The sequence below is a fragment of the Bacillus sp. FMQ74 genome (assembly GCF_001875785.1).
Lineage (GTDB): Bacteria > Bacillota > Bacilli > Bacillales > Bacillaceae > Bacillus > Bacillus stercoris.
This window is the reverse complement of sequence record NZ_MOEO01000008.1, coordinates 195358-217417: the sequence shown is the minus strand read 5'-3', so window position 1 is coordinate 217417 and position 22060 is coordinate 195358. Positions and strand designations below refer to the sequence as shown.

Sequence of the window (22060 nt, the reverse complement as noted above, 5' to 3'; positions counted from 1 at the left end):
AAATCTTTGTAAAGAAATCATGAACTGAAGCATAAATCACTTGTTTGTTGTTCATTGAATAAGAAGAAAGGTTCAATGAATATTCAAAGGCATTAACATGTTGTCTGGTTATTTCCCCTAGTTCTAAATAACCAAATTGCTTTACAATGAATTTAAAAAACCGGGCAATACTTAAACATTTTTTATTTATCGTATTCACTTGATTATCACATAAGAGAGCATAATATTTCACCCAATTTTTATATTGAATTGGTATCTGATAAAAAGTTAAGGTGTAAGCGCCTTTAGGGAGGGAATCTTTGTGCCTCTTTTCCAAATACCAAGAATCATCAGAAAAATCAAAGTGTCCAAGTTGATCTATACGAAGAATTAAAAATTCTTTAAGATTTTTTGAATAATTCTCTCTTAAATCAAACTGTTATTTTATATTCATTAAAAATTCAAATCCCTCTCTTTCATAAATTTTTCTAGCTGTTCAATAGTATTCTTGTACAGATTAAGCAGATGATTCTCATGCTGGAAATCTCTATAGTCTTTATAATTTTCGATCCCCTGCCTTATCATTACCGAACGTAAATCGCAAACATATTTCTGTTGATCTCGATAAAGTTTTCTCCACATAGGAAGTTTTTGCGGTCCAGTTAACAGGAAAGAGCAACCCACACAGGACCTTTTTTTGCAGGGACCAAAAGAATCATGTTTTACGCAGCTACCATGACCTTCAGGCGTTTCCCGAGCACCTAACATAATTTCTTGCTTAAGCTGCTCAAAATCATGAGGATTATAGGACTCAACAGTTTTTTTATCAAGTGTATGGAATAACTCCTCAAAAAGTTTTTGATCAAGCTTAGCTATCTTTAATGAATCAACATCTTGATAATATTGTTGGGTTGTTTTTTCTACTAAATGTCCTAATATCTGAGAGACATCTGTGACAGAACTCCCCTCGCTCAATAAAGAAACAGCTAATGTTTTTCTGCATTGATGATTGGCATAGTGAAAAAGATTACCTGTATGATCTTTAATCTGATATTTTTTTATACATTTATTAATCTCATTGGAAACCATACTGCCAGTATAACGTTTTATAGAACTTCGGTGTTTATCGTCGATAAGAATAAAAATAAGATTTGTATTACATAAAGCCCTAAGGCCAGAGGTATTATCAATTTGTTCTCGAATTTTTGTTATAAGTTCCGCGTTAGTCAAAGGAATCGTATGGAAATCATCTAAACCTTTTTTACGACGTTCTTTTAAATTTTTTGAAGCTAAAAACTTTAGGAATAACGTTTTTTCATTTTGGTCGTAAACTAAGCAATCTTTTGTTAGATTTAATACCTCTGAAACTCTCATTCCCGTATTCATCATAATCAGCCAAATAAGTTGAATACTTCTGGAACATTCATGAATAACATTTGTTAACTGTTCAATTATTTCTTCAGGAATATACTTTGCATTCTTCACAAACGAATTTATATTGTAATACTTAAAACGTCTAAAAGGATTATTTAATGAGTTATCAGTGTTTCTTTTTTTATTTAACCAGTCAAAAAACATTCGAGCCTCAGAGAAAGATCCCTGAATGGTTTTTAGAGAATATTTATTTTTCCCCTTAATTTTAAGTTGATGCAAAAAATCATTAATAGTTAGTACATTTACATAAGTTAGATCTAGCAATGATTGAAAGCTTATCCCAGTGCAAACGAGAGCATTTCCTATCCTCATTACATTAGAGTATCTCCGTGCAATTGCTATTTCACTTTCTCCTTTTTGCCACCAATTAAAAAGATATTGTTGAATCTCAAGCTTCAAATTGTTTGGTAAGCATTCAAACTTTAATACCCGTACATTAACCTGCTGTATATTCTTAATCAACAATAACCCATTTATCTAAGCCAACTCCAATAAAGCTTTTCTCTAAAGAGTATTTTTTATTGTTTAATAAATCAGTAAATAAACTTTTTAGAGGTTCAGACAAATAACTATACTGTAAATATTGCACACCAAATGCAAAAGAATAAAGATTCGAATAAGACACAACTTTATTTTTTTTGAATAGAGCATCTGTACATGAATATAGGTAAGTCACAAATTCTTGTTTTAACTTCGATAAACTTAAATTCATAAATTTTGAAAACGTTAAACATTTATAAATAAGAGCTACTTCACTTCTGGATTTTCCGCTTTCTCTACAGATGCATAAAACGATTGCATGTCAACGAGAAAAATCACTTTTTCTTTCATCATACACACCTCTAAAAAGAACTTATGTTCGTTTTTCATTATATGCGAAAGTATGTTCGTTTTATACTGGTAAATGATTCTTGTCTGACAGAAAATATGATCCAAGGGTTTGAGAGAAGAAAAACATTTAGTAGAATAAAAGCGAAGCATAAGGATAGGGGAGTCATGATGGAGAAATTTGTCGAAAAAATGATGGGACAGGCACTGCGTCAATACGGCAGAAATGTTGCCATAGATCCGTTAAGCCCGTATGAAAAACAAAACCTAAAAGCAGCTCTAGAAGAGAGACGGAATGAAGAACCAGATGAGGATTTGCATGCGCATATAGAAGATATCATTTATGACTATGTCACAAACCAGGGCCTGTTCTCTTAAACGTATGACTGCCAGTGCTTTCAGCCGCTGATGCGGCTTTCCCTTGAAAACACCGCCTGATAACAAAGAAACAGTCTCAAAGTCATACGACAGCCCTTCAATGCTCGCGCAAAACGGAATAAGCTGTCCACGATCACGCGTGGATACACGATTACCATTCTTGATTCAACCGAAGAGATGCGCTCTCTCTTCTGTCATGCGGCATGACGGTTTTCAGCGTACATCTTGATCTCATATCCGGTTTTGCTGCCAATATGATCCACATCCCGGCGGCTTAAACTCCTTTACTGTTTCAAACAGACACCCTCACCTGACCAATGGCTTTGCTTTTCATCGGATATATCGTGATCTTCCTTCTGGCATCACCCTCAATTTCAATACGTAGCCACGTGCGTCCTCAACATATAGTATATTGCCATCCATACAATCCACAGACATACGACGTGTCAATAACGAAATACTTCGAATCATCTATTGGATAAGGAAATTTTTTCATATATGATAGAGAAAGATCTTACATACAGGAGAGAATATAATTCATGAAGCAATGGAAAGATATCCACCCGATCAGCTGGACAATTATAATTGGAACCATTTTTGGCAGAATGGCAACATCGATGAGCATTCCTTTTTTAGCGATTTATTTGACAGCCGTCCACAGTGCATCGGCTTCCTATGCAGGGCTGGTCATTGCTGCGAGCTCATCAGTCGGCATCCTCGCAAGCTTTTACGGCGGATATATCTCAGATAAATTCGGCAGAAAAAACATGATGCTTGTGTCCATTTTCGGATGGATGCTGGTATTTATAGGGTTTGCGGCAGCATCTCATCTCTGGGTGTTTTTTGTAGTCAACGCATTAAACGGTCTTTGCAAATCACTGTTTGAGCCCGCTTCAAAGGCTTTGCTGTCTGATATGACAGAAGAAAAAACAAGACTGCTTGTTTTTAATTTACGCTATGCAGCTATTAATATCGGCGTTGTCTTCGGACCCGTGCTAGGCTTGTATTTCGGCTCATCGCAATCGACCACGTCCTTTTTGGTGCCTGCAGTCATTTACGGACTATACGGACTTGTGCTTGCCAGCCAATTTAAAAAACATCCCTCCTTATCAGCATCAGACCTGTCCCGACATATGAGCGTGAGCGAAGCGTTTATGGTCACGCAAAAGGATTATCTTTTTACAATTGCTTTGATTGGCATTACGCTATGCACCTTCGGCTACTCACAATTTAGTTCCACATTCCCTCAGTATATGGCGCAGAACCCCTTGAACGGCAATGGAACAAAGCTGTACGGACTGATGCTGACATTAAACGCAATCGTTGTGTTGGCGACGCAATTTCCCATTGTCCATTTTGCAAAACGTTTTTCGCCGCTTTGCTCTCTGATGCTCGGTAATGTGATGGTTAGTATCAGCATGGCCATTTTCACCGTATCACACGGTGTTTCATCACTTGTGATGATTGTCATCACTTTTACGATCGGCGAAGTGCTTTTGTTCTCTATGATGGATTTGTTTGTAGACCAGATTGCAAAACCAGGATTAAAAGGCACTTATTTCGGGGCAATCGGTTTTTCCCAGCTCGGAAACGTCATCGGCCCCTGGGTCGGAGGGATATGTATAGACCTATTTGGCGCTGGCCGGCCAATTTTTATTTTTTCTGTCCTGAGCGGCATTACCCTGCTCGGCCTGCCATTTTTAGCGGTCGCCTATCGGCAGATGAAAACGGAAACCACAAAACACGGTTCCCGTCTGGAAAAGCAGCTTTAAATAAAAAACGGGAGAAAATGACTCTCTCCCGCAAACATGAGGTGAAGAACATGAATATAGGCGATGTGATGTTTCAGCTGTTTGCATTTATCATATTTGCCGCTGTCATCTTTGCGGCTGTTACAGGCTTCAAGTATGCGAAAAACCGAAAAGCGCAGCTGGATCGCATTGAGAAAAAGCTGAACAGCCTGTCCAAAGATCACGATTAACAGCTTGGGGCAACGAGCTCTACCTTCATCCGGTCCGGATCCTCACAATAGACTGCATAATGCCCGTCTCCTCCGGCAAAAGGATGCCTGTCTCGGTACAACACACGATAGCCTTTTGCCGTCAGTTTTTCGGTCATCTGATCGACTTGAAGCTTGGATTCAGCGTGAAATGCAAGATGATTCAGCCCGACTCGGCATCTATGGTATCCAGGCTCTAAAAAAGGCTCTTTCGCCTGCACAATTACTAGGTAAAAACAATCTTTCTTCCAGCTGATGCCTGAGCTCCATTTTTGATACTCTTTATAGCCAAGTTCTTTTAAGAACCAGCCCCAAAACCGCCTAGACGTCTCCAAGTCAGAGACATACAGTTCGATATGATGCAAAATATCATACCCTCCTTACCAGCACTTCCTCGACCTTATGCCCGTCTCCCTTGCGCAAAATCAGATCTGACCTGAATTTAGTCGGCAGGATATTTTCATATAAATTCGGCCGGTTGACACTCTCCCAAATCGAAGCTGCCATCTCGTCAGCCTCCTGATCGGACAAGTCTTTAAATTTATGAAAGTATGAATCAGGATTTTGAAAAGCAGTTTCCCGAAGCAGACGAAAACGCTCTAAATACCAAGTGAAAATCCGGCTTTCCTCCGCATCCACATAAATCGAAAAATCGAAGAAATCAGAAACAAAAATACGCGGATTTTCCCGGTCATCCTCCAAGGTGGGAGACTGAAGTACATTAATGCCTTCAATAATCACAATATCCGCCTGTTCTACAACCTCGAACACACCTTCCTCGCGGTCATAGGTTAGATGGGAATACACCGGGGCCTTTACGCTGTCCTTTCCTGATTTTAAGTCATTCAAAAATTCGAGCAGCGCCTTTACATCATAGCTTTCAGGAAACCCTTTTCTTGACATCATATTTTTCTTTTTGAGCTCGGCAGTAGGAAATAAAAAACCATCTGTTGTGATAAGGCTCACTTTGGGACGGTCAGGCAAACGCGAAAGCAGCTTCTGCAAGATCCGCGCCGTCGTGCTTTTTCCAACTGCGACACTGCCGGCGATGCCGATAATAAACGGAATTTTGGCTGAATGCGGGTGCTTCAAAAAAACATTGACATGCTTATTGCGTTCAGCAGCAGATTTGACATGCAAATGGAGCAGCCGAACAAGCGGAATATAGATCGTTTCCACTTCTTCAACAGATAGATAATCATTGAGCCCTTCCACCGCTTTTGCCTCTTCTTCAGATACAGCAATCGACAAATGTCCTCCAAAACCAGACCAAGACTCTCGATTGTGCTGTGTATATAAAGTATGTAAGTTAAGCTCTTTATTTTTCACTGTTTACACCTGACTCTCTGTAGGTTAAAACCCTTACAAAGATTGTAACGGAAAACCTTTTCACTGTCTGCTTATTTTTTCATTTCGTTTTTTAGCAAATCAGCACCGATTCGGTTATACGCAGCCATTTCCTCTTTTGGAACCATGCTTCCTCCCGTTCCCCAGACGACATGTACGGCATGTTCCATCTTATATTTCTGAGCATAGCGCCTTCCCTCTTCTGTCGAAAAAAGCTGAACCGGCCCGAACATGCCGGCAAGAGCAGAGGGCTCTAAATATTGATTTTCAGATACGGCCAGCATATGAAGCAAAGTATAAAGCGTATTGTCCTCTACCGTATAACAGCCGCTCAGAAGCGGTTCAATCAGCTTGCCGACAAATCCTGACGGCCTCCCTACGGCAAGTCCGTCAGCAGCCGTCCGATTGTCCAGACCGATATCCTGGACAGAGATCTTCTCATGAAGTCCTGAATAAAGCCCTAACAGCATACACGGTGAATGAGTTGGTTCTGCGAAAAACACGTGAACATGATCTCTGTATAAAAGCTTCAGCCCAAATGCTACACCGCCCGGTCCTCCGCCGACCCCGCACGGCAGATACACAAACAAGGGCGTCTCAAGACTTGGCTGTATATTCATATAGTCAAGCTGTGCTTTTAATCGGCTTGCAGCAACAGCATATCCTAAGAACAGCTGACGAGAATGTTCATCATCAATAAAATAACAGAATGGATCTTGTTCCGCCTGGCGTCTCCCTTCGTTCACCGCTTCGCTGTAATCTGTTTCGTACTCCATAACAGTGACTCCCTTTTGGCGGAGAAGATCCTTTTTCCACTGCTTAGCATCGGCGGACATATGCACTGTCACGCGAAATCCGAGTGCCGCGCCGATGATGCCGATGCTTAAGCCCAGGTTTCCTGTTGAACCGACAGCAATCGAATAGCGGGAGAAAAACGCGGCAAACCGGTCTTCCCGTAAGATGCGGTAATCATCGGTTTCCTGAAGTATTCCTTCTTGAAGCGCCAGATTTTCAGCATGCTTTAATACTTCATAAATCCCGCCCCGGGCTTTAATCGATCCTGAAATCGGAAGTTCGTGGTCGCACTTTAAAAGCCATCTTCCCGGGAATGGCTGCTGATATGCCGCTTCCAGCTTTTCCTTCATATACTGCATCTCAAAAAGCGGAGACTCGATGATCCCTTTAGCGCCTTTCGTCTCAGGAAACACCTCGGCAATATAAGAGGCAAAGCGCCGCAGTCTTTTTTCCGCTTCCGCTATCTCGGTTGCCCACTCATCTGCATGGGGTAATGGCCGCTTCTTGCCTGAATTTGCCCAGAAAACAGGCTCTGCATCAATCAGTTTCTGAATAAACGGATCTTTGAGCAGAACATGAAGGACATCTGAATGAATTGACATTCAACAATCTCTCCCTTCCACTATCAAAAACTGTCTCGTGAACAACAATCATTCCACCACAGGCAGTTCCATCATTATTTTTTCATGAGCACGCGTCCTGCCAGCTTTTCAACTAGAGCTGGAAACAGCTGATACAGCTTAGTGCCGGCATTCATGAAACGCGGAAGATTGATCTCCCGTTTGTTCGTAAAAATTGCAGCAGTAATTTGAGCTGCCACGTCATCAGGATCAAGCATCCAGCGGCCGACATTTTTGACGTAGTCCCCGCCTTTATCAGCAATGGAAAAAAAGTCCGTCTGAATCGGTCCCGGATTGACTGTTGTCACATAAATGCCGGTTCCCGACAGCTCCATCCGCAAAGCGTTTGAGTATCCTAGCACGGCATGTTTTGTAGCGGAATACAGGCTCGACTTCGGTGTTGCGATTTTCCCCGCTTGAGAGGCGATATTGATGATATGGCCCTTTTTTTGCTCAAGCATTTGCGGGAGCACCGCTTTTGTACAGGCGATCAGGCCGAAGACATTTACATCAAACATCGCTTTCATGTCTTCCAATGTCGAGTCTAAAACCGTTTCAAATATACCGAAGCCCGCATTGTTGATCAGGACATCAACCGAGCCGATCTGATCACGGACCTGAGCGATATCCTCTAGGCGGCCGACATCCAGAGGAAAAATCTCACACTGTCCGCTCCATTCCTCGGTTATTTTCCTTTTGATTTCTATCAAACGATCCTCGCGTCTAGCCGACAGCAGGACATGGGCTCCTTCAGCCGCGCATAAGTATGCGATTCTTTCACCAAGCCCTCCTGAAGCACCGGTTATCCAAATCCTTTTTCCCGCTATATGTTTCACCCATTTCACCTCTTCATTGTTCTAAAGTATGCAATGTTTCCTTCCCAATATGACGTGATGGCTTCTTCAGCCTCCAACACATCAAGATGCCCTGCCGTTTCTGACATTGTTAGAAACAACTCCTTTTCATATACAGCAGGAAAAAGCTGCTGACAGACCTGAAAAGCGGTCATCGGCTTTTCAGCCAGCATACGACGCACATCCTCCGTTCGATTCCTCTGCTTGTCAAAACGCTTCTCAATCAATGCTTGGACACTGGTGATTGGCCCGCCGTGACCAGGAAATACGATTGTTGGCTCAAGTTGAGACAGCCTTCGCAATGACCGCTGATAATCCACTAAAGGCTTTGTCCTGACGTCTCCGGCTTTCGGCGCTTCTATAATCGGATTAGACGAGCTGTTGGCCAGCAGTAGATCTCCGCCAAGCATCCTTCCGCTTTTTTCATGGAAAAGAACGATATGCGATTCAGCATGTCCAGGCATCTCCAACACAGACCAGCCCTCAAGCCCGTCAATCCCCATACCTTCACTGATTGTTTTTGTCAGAGATCTCGTACAGGAAAATGCATACGCTGACCGAATCAGCTTTTCCGCCTTCCCCGTATCAAATGGAACGCCTAATTCAGGCAGCAGCTTTTGAAAAAAACGTTTTTGCCAATCCATAAAGGCTTGATTTCGGCTGATATAAGGTTCGTTGAACGCATGCCCAATCACTTCAATTTCATCTGAAAAGACATCAAGCAAGCCTGCATGATCAGCATGATGGTGAGTCAGTACAACCTGCTCGATATCTGACATTTTCACATTTACAGCGGCAAGCTGCTCTTGTAAGGCTCTGGCAGCCTCTTTTGTATTCGGCCCGGCATCGATAAGTGTCAGCGCATCACCTTTTACGAGGTAAACGATAACATCGCCGACAGCAAACGGCGTCGGGATGCGGATCGCAATTACATCTTCAGTTGTCATCCTTTCGCTCCTTGTCTTCATTCATTATTCATATTTTAGCTTTTTCTCGGTCTTATGTCATTATTGCTGAATGAGAACAGACCTTTTTGAAAAAGCTATTGACATTAGCTTGTCCGCCATTGCATAATGAACAACAAACTAAAACGAGAACATTGGAACGCTATGACGAGGAATAGTATACAAGGCAATGGTCTAAGAGAGCGATACCCCCGGCTGAAAGGTGTTGCGGCCCGCTTGTTTGTAGAACCTGCCCTCAAGTCGCGGTTAGGAAAACCTAAACGTTTCCCGCGTTACGGGAATTGAGCTGAGCACAATTTGTGCTAATGAGGGTGGTACCGCGAACCTTTTCGTCCTTTACGTGATGAAAAGGTTTTTTTGTTGTTCTGATAGAAGGAGGATATCAATGAAAAAGATAGGATTTGTCGGCGCCGGGTCAATGGCTGAAGCGATGATCAACGGTATTTTGCAAAGCGGCATCACAAAACCAGAACATATCTATATTACAAACCGTTCAAATGACGAGCGTCTGATTGAATTAAAGGAAACGTACGGCGTGCGTCCATGCAGAGATAAAAATGAGTTTTTCACTCACACCGATATCATCATCCTCGCTTTCAAACCGAAAGACGCGGCGGAAAGCATCGACAGCATCCGGGCATATCTCAAGGACCAGCTAGTGATTTCAGTACTTGCAGGCCTTACCATTGAGACCATTCAGCATTATTTCGGCAGAAAGCTCGCGGTCATTCGCGTCATGCCGAATACATCAGCGGCAATCAGAAAATCAGCAACCGGATTTTCCGTAAGCGCGGAAGCAAGCCAGGACGATATTACTGCTGCAAAGGCTCTATTGGAAACAATCGGTGATGCCACACTGGTTGAGGAGCGTCATCTTGACGCCGTCACTGCAATCGCAGGCAGCGGCCCGGCCTACGTTTATCGTTATATTGAGGCGATGGAAAAAGCGGCGCAAAAAGTAGGACTAGATAAAGAAACGGCAAAAGCACTCATTTTGCAGACAATGGCAGGGGCAACTGATATGCTCCTTCAAAGCGGCAAACAGCCTGCACAGCTGCGCAAGGAAATCACCAGTCCTGGGGGCACTACAGAGGCAGGCCTTCGGGCTTTACAGGACTCCCGCTTTGAAGAAGCGATTATTCACTGTATTGAAGAGACCGCTAAACGGAGCGCAGAAATCAAAGAACAGTTTGCCGGAGCGGCTTTAGAGAGGCATTAGACAGAAGGATAGGGCCTTCTGTCTTTTCTTTTTCTACAACTGCTGGCCGGCTTTTTCCGGTTGCTTTAATAGCGCGGAGATCGTAAATGATAGCAAATCGGGAAGCACTTCAAAGGAATAAGGCATATACAATCTTTCCGTCCATTTGTGCGGGTCTTTACCAGCTGGACCGACATTTAAAACGGGGACGTATAAAGCCTGTTCTTTGCCGCTTGGCAATGAATATCCTCTGTTAAAGAGCGGCATATTTTTTGTGTATGCGTCAACCTCCTGCTTTTCCAGCTGAAGGTAGCTCAAGTCCGATAGTCCGGGGAAGTACTGAACCTCCCGCAACGCAATGCCGTATCTGTTAGCCGCATACTGCACAAGCTGATCAGCTGTATTTCTAATCAATTGATCGTCCTTTGAAGAGACGGCCGGATAAAACGGCGGACTATAAAAAAGAACAATAAGCGGGGCATCCTCCTTACAAAGCGAAGCAATCTCAGAAACAATTTTCGTCGAAAAATCCCTGTCTCCAAGCTGCCCCCTGTTAGCAAAGGCATAATTAAGAGCTCGGTTTGTTTCCGTAGTTCCAGCACGTTTTTTTGCACGCGCGACCAGTTCATCAAATGTCAAAACAGTGACGGCCCGTTCAGTCGGCTGAAATGGCTCAAATTGTTGAAAAACCTGTGTTTTCTTCCGAACGTTTGACATGATTTCCTCCGCCGCCTGTTTTGCGGTTTTAAGCAGCATCTGATGCAGCTCACTAGCCGAGCGTTTCATTGACAGCACATTAAATAATGTGACAGCTGTATGCGGTGTCTGAACTGAATATGCCTCTTTCAAGTCCTTTTGCATTAAGTTTACCGGCGGCGGAGTGACCTCACCATCAACCTTTTCACAATAATCAGCATTCAGTTCAAGCAAACGGTTAATCTCAGATACCATTAAATTCGCGTTTAGGCCTGAAAACGGCTCTCCGACATGTGTCTCAATCCCCTTGCAGAAAAATCCCGCAAGCACCTTGCCAATGCTTCCTGAATAAAAATATTGCTGCTGGTCGCCGGGGAATTTTTCAAACATCGGTTCAGCATTCAGGCAAGCGGTTAATGTGATATCATGCTTTTTCTCCATTTCCTTCAATACAGGAACCGCCTCAATCATGCCTCTTGAATTCGCTTCCTCGTCCGGAACCGTTAGCAACAGCAGATTGCCCTCAAAATGGCCGTTCATTGCCCGCTCCAGCATCGACAACTGAACACAAAGCCCCGCTTTCATATCCATCGTCCCTCTGCCGAACAGCCAGTCTCCGCTTTCAGCATCTCTTCTCACACGTTCCGGAAGCAGCTCTTTTTTCTCTAAAAAGGAACTCAAAAGCTCAGCAGGCTTGCAAGCCATATGTTTAAATTCTCCGTAATCCTCTATGTCAACAACATCAAAATGACTCAACAGAAGCACTGTCTTTTTGACTTTCTTCTTTTTGACTAAAGCCGTAAGAAAAGATCTGCCATCTTCCATCGTATGAAGAGTTACATCATCAGGATGTTTTTGAAAATAGGGCTTGTCCTTCAAAATAAAATAAAGATATTCTGCAAGTGCTGCCTCGCCCTTCGAACCGGTGATGCTTTCGTATTGCACAAGAGAAGTTAAAAGTGCCCGCAATTCGTCCTCCGTCTGCCAATTCATCGATTTCCGCCCCTCCTATGAATAAAAACGCTGATAAACTGAAAAATAAAATGATTTCTTGTCTATTATACAGAAATGTTTGACAAGAACGGATCTTTTGAGCAGTTTATATGACGGGAAAGAAATGACTTGATATAATCAATCTCTAAAAACCTTACGGGAGGCGAAAGAAATGGTCAGAAAATTATTCACACCTATTACAATTAAAGATATGACATTAAAAAATCGCATTGTTATGTCGCCAATGTGCATGTATTCTTCTCATGAAAAGGACGGAAAATTAACGCCGTTCCACATGGCACATTACATATCGCGTGCAATCGGCCAGGTCGGACTGATTATTGTAGAGGCGTCAGCAGTTAACCCTCAAGGTCGAATCACAGACCAAGACTTAGGCATTTGGAGCGACGAGCATATTGAAGGCTTTGCCAAACTGACTGAGCAGGTTAAAGAACAAGGTTCAAAAATCGGCATTCAGCTTGCCCATGCCGGACGTAAAGCTGAGCTTGAAGGAGATATTTTCGCTCCATCGGCGATTGCGTTTGACGAACAATCAGCAACACCAGTAGAAATGTCAGCAGAAAAAGTAAAAGAAACGATCCAGGAGTTCAAGCAAGCGGCTGCCCGCGCAAAAGAAGCCGGCTTTGATGTGATTGAAATTCATGCGGCGCACGGATATTTAATTCACGAATTTTTATCTCCGCTTTCCAACCATCGCACAGATGAATACGGCGGCTCACCTGAAAACCGCTATCGTTTCTTGAGAGAGATCATCGATGAAGTCAAACAAGTATGGGACGGGCCATTATTTGTCCGTGTATCTGCTTCAGACTATACAGATAAAGGATTGGACATCGCCGATCACATCGGTTTTGCAAAATGGATGAAGGAGCAGGGTGTTGACTTAATCGACTGCAGTTCAGGCGCCCTTGTTCACGCAGACATTAATGTATTCCCCGGCTATCAGGTCAGCTTCGCCGAGAAAATCCGTGAACAGGCGGACATGGCAACTGGTGCTGTCGGCATGATTACAGACGGTTCAATGGCTGAAGAAATTCTGCAAAACGGACGTGCCGACCTCATCTTTATCGGCAGAGAGCTTTTGCGGGATCCATTCTTTGCAAGAACTGCCGCGAAACAGCTCAATACAGAGATTCCGGCCCCTGTTCAATACGAAAGAGGCTGGTAATGCATATGAGAGATATCCACTGCCGGATATCTCTTTTTTTATTTTTAGAGAAACGATCGGCTCAGGTTCTCCGTCTCCCTAATAGAACCAATTAGAGGAGATGACTCCAATGAAATCAGCTTGGATGGAAAAGACATACACAATTGACGGATGTGCGTTTCATACACAGCACCGGAAAGGAACAAGCGGTGTAACGATTGTCTTTGAGGCCGGCTACGGTACTTCTTCTGAGACGTGGAAACCATTAATGGCGGACATTGATGATGAATTTGGCATTTTCACATATGATCGGGCGGGCATAGGGAAAAGCGGGCAAAGCAGAGCGAAACGAACAGCTGAACAACAAGTGAAAGAATTGGAGAGTTTGCTTAAAGCAGCAGATGTAAAACCTCCTTATCTGGCTGTTTCACACTCATACGGAGCTGTCATCACCGGCTTATGGGCCTGCAAAAACAAGTTTGATATTATCGGCATGGTCCTTCTTGATCCAGCTTTAGGAGATTTCGCCAGCTTCACCTATATACCCGAAGAGATGCACAAATCATATACGAGAAAGATGATGCTTGAGGGCACACCTGCAGAACTTTCAAAAAGTCTGCAGGAGCTCAAACAGCGGCAAATCCATTTAGGAAACATGCCTCTCCTTGTGTTGTTATCAGGAGAACGGACTGAGAAATTCGCTACTGAACAGGAGTGGCAAAACTTGCACAGCAGCATATTGTCTCTATCCAACCAAAGCGGCTGGATTCAAGCTAAAAACAGCTCCCACAACATCCATCATGATGAACCTCATATCGTTCATTTAGCTATTTATGATGTATGGTGCGCAGCGTGCCAGCAGACCGCTCCTCTTTACCAGGCAGTCAATTAACGTAAAAAAAGACCGGGCCGTAAGAGACGCCCGGTCTTTTATGTTATTTTGTTTCACGGTGAAGGGTATATTTCTTCAAACGCGGTGAATATTTTTTCAGCTCCAAACGATCCGGATTGGTGCGTTTATTTTTTGTTGTGATGTAATTTCGGTCTCCCGTTTCAGTGCAGGCTAAAGTAACATTGACTCTCATCGTTCACATCTCCTTTTTCAAAACGTAATGATTTCGCTTTATTATACAACGTAATGACAAATTGTCAAATAAGTATGCCTTCAGCCTCGCGGGATGGTTACTTCTAAGAAATCATATGCCGCCACACTATTTGGGAAAACGTCAACCGCTTCTTTTTGAAGCTCCAAAGAGGAATCTCCCTGATATCTTGCGCTGATATGGGTTAAAATGAGCTGCTTCGCCCCTGCTTCTTTCGCTGTTAAAGCCGCTTGTTCCGTTGTGCTGTGATAATAATCATAAGCCAGTTTATGATCTTCCTTAGCAAAGGTTGCTTCATGAACAAGCACATCACAATCTCTTGCAAGCTCTTTTAGCTTGTCGCTTACTCTCGTATCTCCGGAGAACACAACAGATCTTCCTTTTTTGGGAGGCTCCAGAAAATCATTCCCATTGATGATGCGTCCGTCTTCAAGCGTTACCGTTTCGCCTTTTTTGATTTTCTGATACACGGGTCCGGGCGGGATGTTCATTTCTTTTAATACATCCGCCTTCAAGGCACCCGTTACGTCTTTTTCCTGCACACGGTACCCGAAGGCTTCTACGCCATGAATAACAGAAACCGCTGTGACAATAAACTGATCGTCTTCAAACACGATTCCTTCTTCAATTTCCTGGATCACAAGCGGATATGTCAAATGGGTTTTCGTGACGGCAAGGCTTGTTTCAATAAACGCCTTGATTCCTTTAGGTCCGTATACTGTCAGCTCGTCCTCTCCGCCTTGAAAAGAACGGCTCCCCAGAAGCCCCGGAAGTCCGTATACATGATCGCCGTGCATGTGTGTAATAAAGATTTTCTCTATTTTACGAGGTTTAATCGTTGTATGTAAAATTTGATGCTGTGTGGCTTCCCCGCAGTCAAAAAGCCATACCGAACGCCTTTCTTCAAGCAATTTTAATGCCACCGACGTTACATTTCTCGCCTTGGCGGGAATGCCGGCTCCTGTCCCTAAAAAAAGTAATTCCACGTTTCCTTCCTCCTACTAGAACCAGATACCTACAAGAATACAGGATCAAGCGCAAAATGTGAATCTTGCCTCTGAAAAGAACAATCCTTTCGTGCTAGAAACATTTTTTCAGCATTCTGCTTAAAAAAGGGCTTAAATGTTTGCTTTCGTTGAATTTTAGATTTAAAATGAAGGAAATATACGGGGTGTACTAAAATAAAGCTTCGAATAAAGTGAGGTACTTTTAGTGAAAACAAACCAACAACCAAAAGCAGTAATTGTCATATTCGGTGCAACTGGAGATTTAGCAAAACGAAAATTGTATCCGTCTATTCACCGTTTATATCAAAACGGACAAATCGGAGAAGAGTTTGCAGTGGTAGGAGTTGGAAGAAGACCTTGGTCAAATGAGGATCTTCGCCAAACCGTTAAAACATCCATTTCCTCTTCTGCAGATAAGCATATAGATGATTTCACGTCTCATTTTTACTATCACCCGTTTGACGTGACAAATCCTGGATCTTATCAAGAGCTTAACGTATTGCTTAACCAGCTGGAAGATACATATCAAATTCCGAACAACAGAATGTTCTACTTGGCAATGGCTCCTGAATTCTTCGGAACAATTGCAAAAACATTAAAATCAGAGGGTGTAACAGCTACAACAGGCTGGTCCCGCCTTGTCATTGAAAAGCCGTTCGGTCACGATCTGCCAAGCGCACAGGCATTAAACAAAGAAATCCGCGAAGCATTTACGGAAGATCAAATTTACAGAATCGACCATTATCTAGGCAAACAAATGGTTCAGAACATTGAAGTGATTCGATTTGCCAATGCGATTTTCGAACCGCTTTGGACAAACCGCTACATCTCAAACATTCAAATTACGTCTAGCGAATCACTTGGCGTTGAAGACCGTGCAAGATATTACGAAAAATCAGGCGCCCTGCGCGACATGGTGCAAAACCATATTATGCAGATGGTTGCCCTCCTTGCAATGGAGCCGCCGATCAAATTGAACACTGAAGAAATCCGCAGCGAAAAAGTGAAGGTACTGAGAGCACTCCGCCCTATTGCAAAAGATGAAGTGGATGAATACTTTGTGCGCGGACAATATCAAGCCGGTGAAATTGACGGTGTGCCTGTTCCTTCTTATACAGAAGAAGATAATGTCGCTCCTGACTCCAATACAGAAACCTTTGTTGCCGGCAAGCTCTTGATTGACAACTTCAGATGGGCTGGTGTTCCATTCTATATCCGTACTGGAAAACGAATGAAAGAAAAGTCCACAAAAATTGTCGTTCAATTTAAGGACATTCCGATGAACCTGTACTACGGCAATGAAAACAACATGAATCCGAACTTGCTTGTCATTCATATTCAGCCAGACGAAGGCATTACGCTTTACTTAAATGCTAAAAAGCTTGGCGGAGCAGCACACGCGCAGCCAATCAAACTCGATTATTGCAGCAATTGCAATGACGAGTTGAACACCCCTGAAGCATATGAAAAACTAATTCACGACTGTCTTCTTGGCGATGCAACAAACTTTGCACACTGGGATGAAGTTGCCCTTTCTTGGAGCTTTGTCGACTCCATTTCTGAAACATGGGCAGCAAACAAAACCTTATCTCCTAACTACGAATCAGGCTCAATGGGACCAAAAGAATCAGATGATCTTTTGGCGAAAGACGGCTTGCACTGGTGGAATATATAAGTAAGAAAAAAGCCGAAAATGCTCACAAGCATTTTCGGCTTTTTTCAGCTGTCACAGAGGTATAGCACTCTCTTTAATAACAGAACCCCCCGAAGCTCTATAGCTTCGGGGGGGTTCTAATGATTACTTCATCCATTCAGTATGGAAAATACCTTCTTTATCAGTACGCTCATACGTATGAGCGCCAAAGTAGTCACGCTGTGCTTGGATTAAGTTTGCAGGCAGTACGGCTGTACGGTAGCTGTCATAATAAGCTAATGCGCTTGAGAATGATGGCACCGGCACACCTTGGGCAACTGCAAGTGAAATCACCTGGCGAAGCGCTCCTTGGTAGCCTTCTACAATATTCTTGAAGTAGCTGTCAAGAAGCAGGTTGTCAAGCTCAGGCTCGCGATCGTAAGCTTCTTTGATCTTCTGAAGGAACGCTGCACGAATGATGCAGCCGCCACGGAAGATCATAGCGATTTCACCATATTTCAGATCCCAGTTATATTCTTCAGAAGCAGCTTTCATTTGGGCAAATCCTTGCGCGTATGAGCAGATTTTACTCATGAACAGCGCTTTTCTGACCGCTTCAATCAGCTCTTCTTTATTTTCCGTAACAGGCTTCACTTCCGGTCCTGAAAGAAGTCCGCTCGCTTTCACACGCTCTTCCTTCATAGCTGAGATAAAGCGCGCGAATACAGATTCAGTAATAATCGGAAGCGGAACGCCTAAGTCAAGTGCGCTTTGGCTTGTCCATTTTCCTGTTCCTTTTTGCCCTGCTTTATCGAGAATCACATCAACAAGCGGTTTGCCTGTCTCTTCGTCTTTTTTCGTGAAGATGTCAGCTGTAATCTCAATCAGGTAGCTGTCAAGCTCTCCTTTATTCCATTCAGCGAAAACTTCATGAAGCTCATCAGCTGAAAGGCCCAGCACCTGTTTCAGAATGAAGTAAGATTCAGAAATCAGCTGCATATCTCCGTATTCAATACCGTTGTGCACCATTTTTACATAATGGCCGGCACCATCTGGACCGATATATGTCGTACAAGGTTCTCCGTCAACTTTTGCAGAAATGGCTTCAAGAATCGGTTTCACAAGCTCGTGTGCTTCTTTTTGTCCGCCAGGCATGATAGACGGCCCTTTAAGCGCCCCTTCTTCTCCGCCGGAAACGCCTGTTCCGATAAAATGAATGCCGCTTTCAGCGAGTTCTTTGTTACGGCGCTGTGTATCTTTATAATATGTATTTCCGCCGTCAATTAAAATATCATCCTTCTCTAGATGAGGAAGAAGAGATTGAATTGTCGCATCTGTTGCAGTTCCCGCTTTAACCATTAATAAGATTTTGCGCGGTGTTTCCAAGGATTGGACAAATTCTTCAATGCTGTATGTGCCAACAACATTTTTTCCTTTTGCCTCCTGCAAAAACTCCTCAGTCTTACTGCTTGACCTGTTGTAAACAGAAACAGAAAATCCCCGGCTTTCGATATTTAAAGCCAGATTTTTACCCATGACCGCAAGTCCGATAACGCCGATTTGTTGTTTTGACATATTCTAACGTCCCTTCTGCAAACGTTTAATCATTTTAAAATTTAAATTAAAATAAAATGATATTTATAATAAAGAAATTACCATACTTTCACCCTTTTTTTCAAGCGATTCAGCTTTTCTTTTCATCCTGAAAAAAATCTTTATTAAAGCTTGTTCCCTTCGTTTTGCTCTCCTCTTTTTTTAACCTTGCCCCTTTTCTGATCAGTTTAGATCCGTACTTTTCATTCAGCTTTTCCATTATCTGCTGAATGGGCTCATCTCTCGCATCCTCATTAAAGCTGAACAAATCGAGCTGCTTATAGGCCTGCTCTTTTTCTACCAAATCGGTTCCGGTAATGCCAAGCAGTCTGACAGGATTTTTATTCCAGTGTTTAAAAAAGAGGTGCTCTGCTTCTTTCAAGATTTCTTTTTTTTGATCAATCGGATTTCTCAGCGTGATGCTTCTTGTGATGGTTTTCCAATCCGCATATCTAATCATAATAAAAAGCTTCGAAGCCATGACTTCCTTGCGCTGTAAACGGTCACTCACGGAAGCGGCAAGTTTTCTGAACACGCCTAACAGCTCCTCTTCATCACTGGAATCATGTGAAAGTGTCGATGAGTTGCCGACACTTTTAAATTCGTAAATGCGCTCCGGGTCAACCGGCGCATGGTGAATGCCGTTTGCTTTATCTTTCAGGCGCGGACCGTTGATGCCAAGCAGGCGCTTCAGCGAGTGTTCATCAGCTGCAGCTAGCTCTCCGATTGTATGAATGCCGAGTCCCTTCAGTTTTTCCGCTGTCTTTTTGCCGACTCCGTGCATCTCTCCAACAGGAAGCGGCCACAGGATATCAGGCACTTGCCTCTTTCTTAAAATCGTAATTCCAAGCGGTTTTTTCATATCAGACGCCATCTTAGCGAGAAATTTATTCGGCGCGATCCCTATGCTTGATGGGAGCAGCAGCTCTTTTTGCAATCTGCTTTGGATTTCTTTTGCCGTCTCCAGAGCCCGGCTGCTGTATGGTGTATCGGTCATGTCCATATAGCCCTCATCGATGGAGACAGGCTCCACCAGGTCAGTATATTCACGGAGAATGGTAAACATTGCTCTGGAAGAGTTTCTATAGCGGGCAAAATTCGGCGGAAGAACGATGAGCTCTGGACAATGGCGCTTCGCTTGCCAAACCGGCATCGTTGTTTTGACGCCGCGCGCCCTTGCTTCGTAGCTGCATGTTACCACAATGCCCTTTCGCTCCTTTACGTTTCCGGCAACTGCGACCGGCTTCCCCCGGAGAGCCGGATCATATGCCATTTCAACCGATGCATAAAAGCTATTCATATCAATATGGAAAATAATTCGGCTCTTTCCCGGCATAAACAAATCTCCTTTTCGTTCATTAGACAACGGCTTGTACATATAGTAAAATGAAGGTACTGAATGGATGTGATTAAAATGTTTGTGGAATCGATAAATGACGTTTTATTCTTAGTCGATTTTTTCACAATTATTCTTCCTGCTCTGACGGCAATCGGGATTGCATTCCTCTTACGAGAGTGCCGTGCCGGCGAGCATTGGAAATCCAAACGAACAGATGAACATCAGACAGTCTTTCAAATTAACCGAACAGACTTTCTTATTATTATATATCATCGCATTACAACTTGGATACGTAAAGTCTTCCGCATGAATTCGCCTGTGAACGATGATGAAGACGCCAGTTCTCTTCTTTTATAAACCGCATTTATAAAAAGGAGGAGAACAAATTTGCTAAAAACATATCAAAAACTTTTGGCCATGGGTATCTTTTTGATCGTATTATGCTCGGGCAATGCTGCCTTTGCGGCGACTAATCAGGTGGGAGGCCTCAGCAACGTAGGGTTTTTCCACGATTATTTAATCGAACCGTTTTCCGCGCTGCTTAAGGGGGTTGCCGGGCTGTTTCATGGAGAATACGGACTCTCTATTATTCTCGTAACCATTATTGTGCGTTTGGTTGTACTGCCTTTGTTTGTTAATCAGTTCAAAAAACAACGCATGTTTCAAGAGAAAATGGCAGTTATTAAACCACAGGTTGACAGCATTCAGGCCAAATTGAAGAAAACGAAAGACCCTGAAAAACAAAAAGAACTGCAAATGGAAATGATGAAGCTGTACCAAGAGAACAACATCAATCCGCTTGCCATGGGATGCCTCCCAATGCTGATACAGTTTCCTATTGTGATTGGATTTTATTACGCAATTCGATCTACACCTGAAATTGCGTCACACTCGTTTTTATGGTTCAGTTTAGGACAATCTGACATCCTCGTGTCTCTTAGTGCTGGTGCTATGTACTTTATCCAGGCCTATGTCGCTCAAAAACTGAGCGCGAAATATTCCGCTGTCCCGCAAAACCCTGCGGCGCAGCAATCCGCAAAAATGATGGTGTTCATCTTCCCAGTGATGATGACGATTTTCTCGCTTAATGTTCCGGCAGCACTGCCGCTGTACTGGTTCACAAGCGGACTTTTCTTGACAGTGCAAAACATTGTCCTGCAGATGTCGCACCATAAAAGTAAAAAATCTGCCGCTCTTACTGAGCCGGTGAAATAATGAAGCAACCCCGCGCGAAAAGCCGGGGTTGTTTTTTTGTTACTTGCGAAGCATTCACCGCGCCAGGCAGCCTTTTTTGTTATGGCTGAAGCAGAGTTGGCCATCCTAAAAAACAGCCGTATCGTTTAAAAAGAAGGAAATCGGGAATACCTTTACTCACCTCCAAACGAAAGGAGCATATATGTTGGCGGAACGCTTTCAGCAAAAAAACATTTCTGTACCTGAAGGAATCTGGATTATGAGACAAACCTGGAATGATGTCTTATTTGCCCACTGGCCTGTTGATGTTTCTATCCTTCGCGCTTTAGTACCGCCAGTTTTAGAATTAGATACATATAACGGGCAAGCTTGGATCAGCATGCTTCCCTTTATGCTCACGAACCTAAGAGCGCGTTATCTTCCTGCCCTTCCCGGTGCGCGTGCATTTCCTGAGCTTAACCTCCGCACCTATGTCACGTATAAAGGCAAGCCCGGCATTTATTTTTTCAGCTTAGATGCCGATCATCGGCTCGCGGTTATGGGCGCTCGCACGTTCTTTCATTTGCCTTATTTTCACGCGGATATGAAAGCCGAAAAAAACGGTGATGGCATTGACTATGTCAGCAAGCGGAGAGATGACAAAGAAGCAGCATTCCACGCCGCATACCGGCCCATTTCAGCTCCTTTTACAGCGGAAAAAGGTTCGCTCGATTATTGGCTGACAGAACGGTATAGACTCTATACTACCAATCAAAACAAACTCTATTACGAAGACATCCACCATCACCCATGGCTGCTGCAAAACGCTGAAGCGGAAATTTCACTCAATACGGTGACGGATGCTCACGGTATTACTTTGCCAGAGGCAGACCCCTTGCTTCATTACGCTAAAAAACAGGACGTGTTATTTTGGCCGCTTAGGAAATGGAGCTAAAAA

21 protein-coding genes and 2 pseudogenes are annotated in these 22060 nt (G+C 43.3%); 10 read left to right on the top strand and 13 right to left on the bottom strand.

The window, feature by feature from the left end; translation table 11 throughout:
* The 3 genes and pseudogenes from BLL41_RS22905 to BLL41_RS23140 form a co-directional block, all read right to left on the bottom strand.
* A pseudogene (locus tag BLL41_RS22905) lies at positions 1-316 on the bottom strand (site-specific integrase); the annotation flags it as partial.
* A gap of 116 nt (positions 317-432) precedes the next feature.
* Positions 433-1875 (bottom strand): tyrosine-type recombinase/integrase, encoded by a 1443-nt coding sequence (locus tag BLL41_RS16415; protein ID WP_083428051.1) that lies wholly within the window; start codon positions 1873-1875, stop codon positions 433-435.
* Positions 1876-2163: 288 nt separating this feature from the next.
* Positions 2164-2247 (bottom strand): annotated as a pseudogene (locus BLL41_RS23140) (hypothetical protein); the annotation flags it as partial.
* Positions 2248-2412: 165 nt separating this feature from the next.
* On the opposite strand from BLL41_RS23140, the gene BLL41_RS16410 reads away from it, so the two are divergent.
* The 3 genes from BLL41_RS16410 (at position 2413) to BLL41_RS22825 (ending at position 4600) form a co-directional block, all read left to right on the top strand.
* Complete coding sequence (locus tag BLL41_RS16410) at positions 2413-2619, top strand: YqzH family protein (RefSeq protein WP_071578662.1); 207 nt, start codon at positions 2413-2415, stop codon at positions 2617-2619.
* Between the two features lie 539 nt (positions 2620-3158).
* Positions 3159-4391, top strand: coding sequence for an MDR family MFS transporter (locus BLL41_RS16405; RefSeq protein WP_071578661.1), 1233 nt, complete (start codon positions 3159-3161; stop codon positions 4389-4391).
* Between the two features lie 50 nt (positions 4392-4441).
* On the top strand, positions 4442-4600 hold the full coding sequence (locus tag BLL41_RS22825; RefSeq protein WP_071578660.1) for a hypothetical protein: 159 nt from the start codon (positions 4442-4444) through the stop codon (positions 4598-4600).
* Here the strand turns inward: BLL41_RS22825 and BLL41_RS16395 are convergent.
* From BLL41_RS16395 to BLL41_RS16375, 5 genes are all read right to left on the bottom strand, one after another.
* Entirely contained in the window at positions 4597-4983 is a 387-nt protein-coding gene (locus tag BLL41_RS16395; protein WP_083428049.1) for a VOC family protein, read from the bottom strand. The two genes, BLL41_RS22825 and BLL41_RS16395, sit on opposite strands and share 4 nt — an antisense overlap.
* A 4-nt stretch (positions 4984-4987) precedes the next feature.
* Complete coding sequence (coaA, locus tag BLL41_RS16390; protein ID WP_003245966.1) at positions 4988-5947, bottom strand: type I pantothenate kinase; 960 nt, start codon at positions 5945-5947, stop codon at positions 4988-4990.
* 71 nt (positions 5948-6018) lie between these two features.
* Positions 6019-7362, bottom strand: a complete 1344-nt coding sequence (gene dsdA, locus BLL41_RS16385; RefSeq protein ID WP_071578658.1) for a D-serine ammonia-lyase — start codon at positions 7360-7362, stop codon at positions 6019-6021.
* A 74-nt stretch (positions 7363-7436) separates the two neighbouring features.
* Positions 7437-8216, bottom strand: a complete 780-nt coding sequence (locus BLL41_RS16380; protein WP_071578657.1) for an SDR family NAD(P)-dependent oxidoreductase — start codon at positions 8214-8216, stop codon at positions 7437-7439.
* 5 nt (positions 8217-8221) lie between these two features.
* On the bottom strand, positions 8222-9181 hold the full coding sequence (locus BLL41_RS16375; protein WP_071578656.1) for an MBL fold metallo-hydrolase: 960 nt from the start codon (positions 9179-9181) through the stop codon (positions 8222-8224).
* Positions 9182-9584: 403 nt separating this feature from the next.
* Here BLL41_RS16375 and proC point away from each other — a divergent pair, with 403 nt between their 5' ends.
* On the top strand, positions 9585-10418 hold the full coding sequence (gene proC / locus BLL41_RS16370; RefSeq protein ID WP_071578655.1) for a pyrroline-5-carboxylate reductase: 834 nt from the start codon (positions 9585-9587) through the stop codon (positions 10416-10418).
* Between the two features lie 33 nt (positions 10419-10451).
* Here the strand turns inward: proC and BLL41_RS16365 are convergent, their stop codons facing one another.
* Entirely contained in the window at positions 10452-12086 is a 1635-nt protein-coding gene (locus tag BLL41_RS16365) for a M20/M25/M40 family metallo-hydrolase (protein ID WP_071578654.1), read from the bottom strand.
* Between the two features lie 172 nt (positions 12087-12258).
* On the opposite strand from BLL41_RS16365, the gene namA reads away from it, so the two are divergent.
* On the top strand, positions 12259-13275 hold the full coding sequence (namA, locus tag BLL41_RS16360) for an NADPH dehydrogenase NamA (RefSeq protein WP_071578653.1): 1017 nt from the start codon (positions 12259-12261) through the stop codon (positions 13273-13275).
* A gap of 109 nt (positions 13276-13384) precedes the next feature.
* A complete protein-coding gene (locus BLL41_RS16355; RefSeq protein WP_071578652.1) occupies positions 13385-14146 on the top strand; it encodes an alpha/beta fold hydrolase in 762 nt (253 codons plus the stop codon).
* 43 nt (positions 14147-14189) lie between these two features.
* Here BLL41_RS16355 and rpmG read toward each other — a convergent pair whose 3' ends face one another.
* Together rpmG and rnz are read right to left on the bottom strand one after the other, a co-directional pair.
* Positions 14190-14339: a 50S ribosomal protein L33 gene (gene rpmG / locus BLL41_RS16350; RefSeq protein WP_003226511.1), complete on the bottom strand. Its 150-nt coding sequence runs from the start codon at positions 14337-14339 to the stop codon at positions 14190-14192.
* A gap of 80 nt (positions 14340-14419) precedes the next feature.
* The gene (rnz, locus tag BLL41_RS16345) at positions 14420-15343 is read right to left on the bottom strand and encodes a ribonuclease Z (protein WP_071578651.1); all 924 of its coding nucleotides are present in this window, start codon (positions 15341-15343) and stop codon (positions 14420-14422) included.
* Positions 15344-15569: 226 nt separating this feature from the next.
* Here rnz and zwf point away from each other — a divergent pair, with 226 nt between their 5' ends.
* The gene (gene zwf, locus BLL41_RS16340) at positions 15570-17039 is read left to right on the top strand and encodes a glucose-6-phosphate dehydrogenase (RefSeq protein ID WP_071578650.1); all 1470 of its coding nucleotides are present in this window, start codon (positions 15570-15572) and stop codon (positions 17037-17039) included.
* 123 nt (positions 17040-17162) lie between these two features.
* Here zwf and gndA read toward each other — a convergent pair whose 3' ends face one another.
* Positions 17163-18572 (bottom strand): NADP-dependent phosphogluconate dehydrogenase, encoded by a 1410-nt coding sequence (gndA, locus tag BLL41_RS16335; RefSeq protein WP_071578649.1) that lies wholly within the window; start codon positions 18570-18572, stop codon positions 17163-17165.
* A 109-nt stretch (positions 18573-18681) separates the two neighbouring features.
* Positions 18682-19926, bottom strand: a complete 1245-nt coding sequence (locus BLL41_RS16330) for a DNA polymerase IV (RefSeq protein ID WP_071578648.1) — start codon at positions 19924-19926, stop codon at positions 18682-18684.
* A gap of 72 nt (positions 19927-19998) precedes the next feature.
* On the opposite strand from BLL41_RS16330, the gene mifM reads away from it, so the two are divergent.
* The 3 genes from mifM to BLL41_RS16315 all read left to right on the top strand — a co-directional run bounded on the left by mifM (position 19999) and on the right by BLL41_RS16315 (position 22057).
* Complete coding sequence (gene mifM, locus BLL41_RS16325; RefSeq protein WP_083428056.1) at positions 19999-20286, top strand: membrane protein insertion/folding monitor MifM; 288 nt, start codon at positions 19999-20001, stop codon at positions 20284-20286.
* Between the two features lie 30 nt (positions 20287-20316).
* Positions 20317-21144 (top strand): membrane protein insertase YidC, encoded by an 828-nt coding sequence (locus BLL41_RS16320; RefSeq protein ID WP_071578647.1) that lies wholly within the window; start codon positions 20317-20319, stop codon positions 21142-21144.
* 184 nt (positions 21145-21328) lie between these two features.
* Entirely contained in the window at positions 21329-22057 is a 729-nt protein-coding gene (locus BLL41_RS16315) for a YqjF family protein (protein WP_071578646.1), read from the top strand.
* Positions 22058-22060 lie beyond the last annotated feature (3 nt).

Coding starts and splice junctions, on each gene's coding strand:
- BLL41_RS16410 (WP_071578662.1), top strand. CDS start 2,413: ATGGAGAAATTTGTCGAAAAAATGATGGGACAGGCACTGCGTCAATAC.
- BLL41_RS16405 (WP_071578661.1), top strand. CDS start 3,159: ATGAAGCAATGGAAAGATATCCACCCGATCAGCTGGACAATTATAATT.
- BLL41_RS22825 (WP_071578660.1), top strand. CDS start 4,442: ATGAATATAGGCGATGTGATGTTTCAGCTGTTTGCATTTATCATATTT.
- dsdA (WP_071578658.1), bottom strand. CDS start 7,362: ATGTCAATTCATTCAGATGTCCTTCATGTTCTGCTCAAAGATCCGTTT.
- BLL41_RS16375 (WP_071578656.1), bottom strand. CDS start 9,181: ATGACAACTGAAGATGTAATTGCGATCCGCATCCCGACGCCGTTTGCT.
- proC (WP_071578655.1), top strand. CDS start 9,585: ATGAAAAAGATAGGATTTGTCGGCGCCGGGTCAATGGCTGAAGCGATG.
- BLL41_RS16365 (WP_071578654.1), bottom strand. CDS start 12,086: ATGAATTGGCAGACGGAGGACGAATTGCGGGCACTTTTAACTTCTCTT.
- namA (WP_071578653.1), top strand. CDS start 12,259: ATGGTCAGAAAATTATTCACACCTATTACAATTAAAGATATGACATTA.
- BLL41_RS16355 (WP_071578652.1), top strand. CDS start 13,385: ATGAAATCAGCTTGGATGGAAAAGACATACACAATTGACGGATGTGCG.
- rpmG (WP_003226511.1), bottom strand. CDS start 14,339: ATGAGAGTCAATGTTACTTTAGCCTGCACTGAAACGGGAGACCGAAAT.
- gndA (WP_071578649.1), bottom strand. CDS start 18,572: ATGTCAAAACAACAAATCGGCGTTATCGGACTTGCGGTCATGGGTAAA.
- BLL41_RS16330 (WP_071578648.1), bottom strand. CDS start 19,926: ATGCCGGGAAAGAGCCGAATTATTTTCCATATTGATATGAATAGCTTT.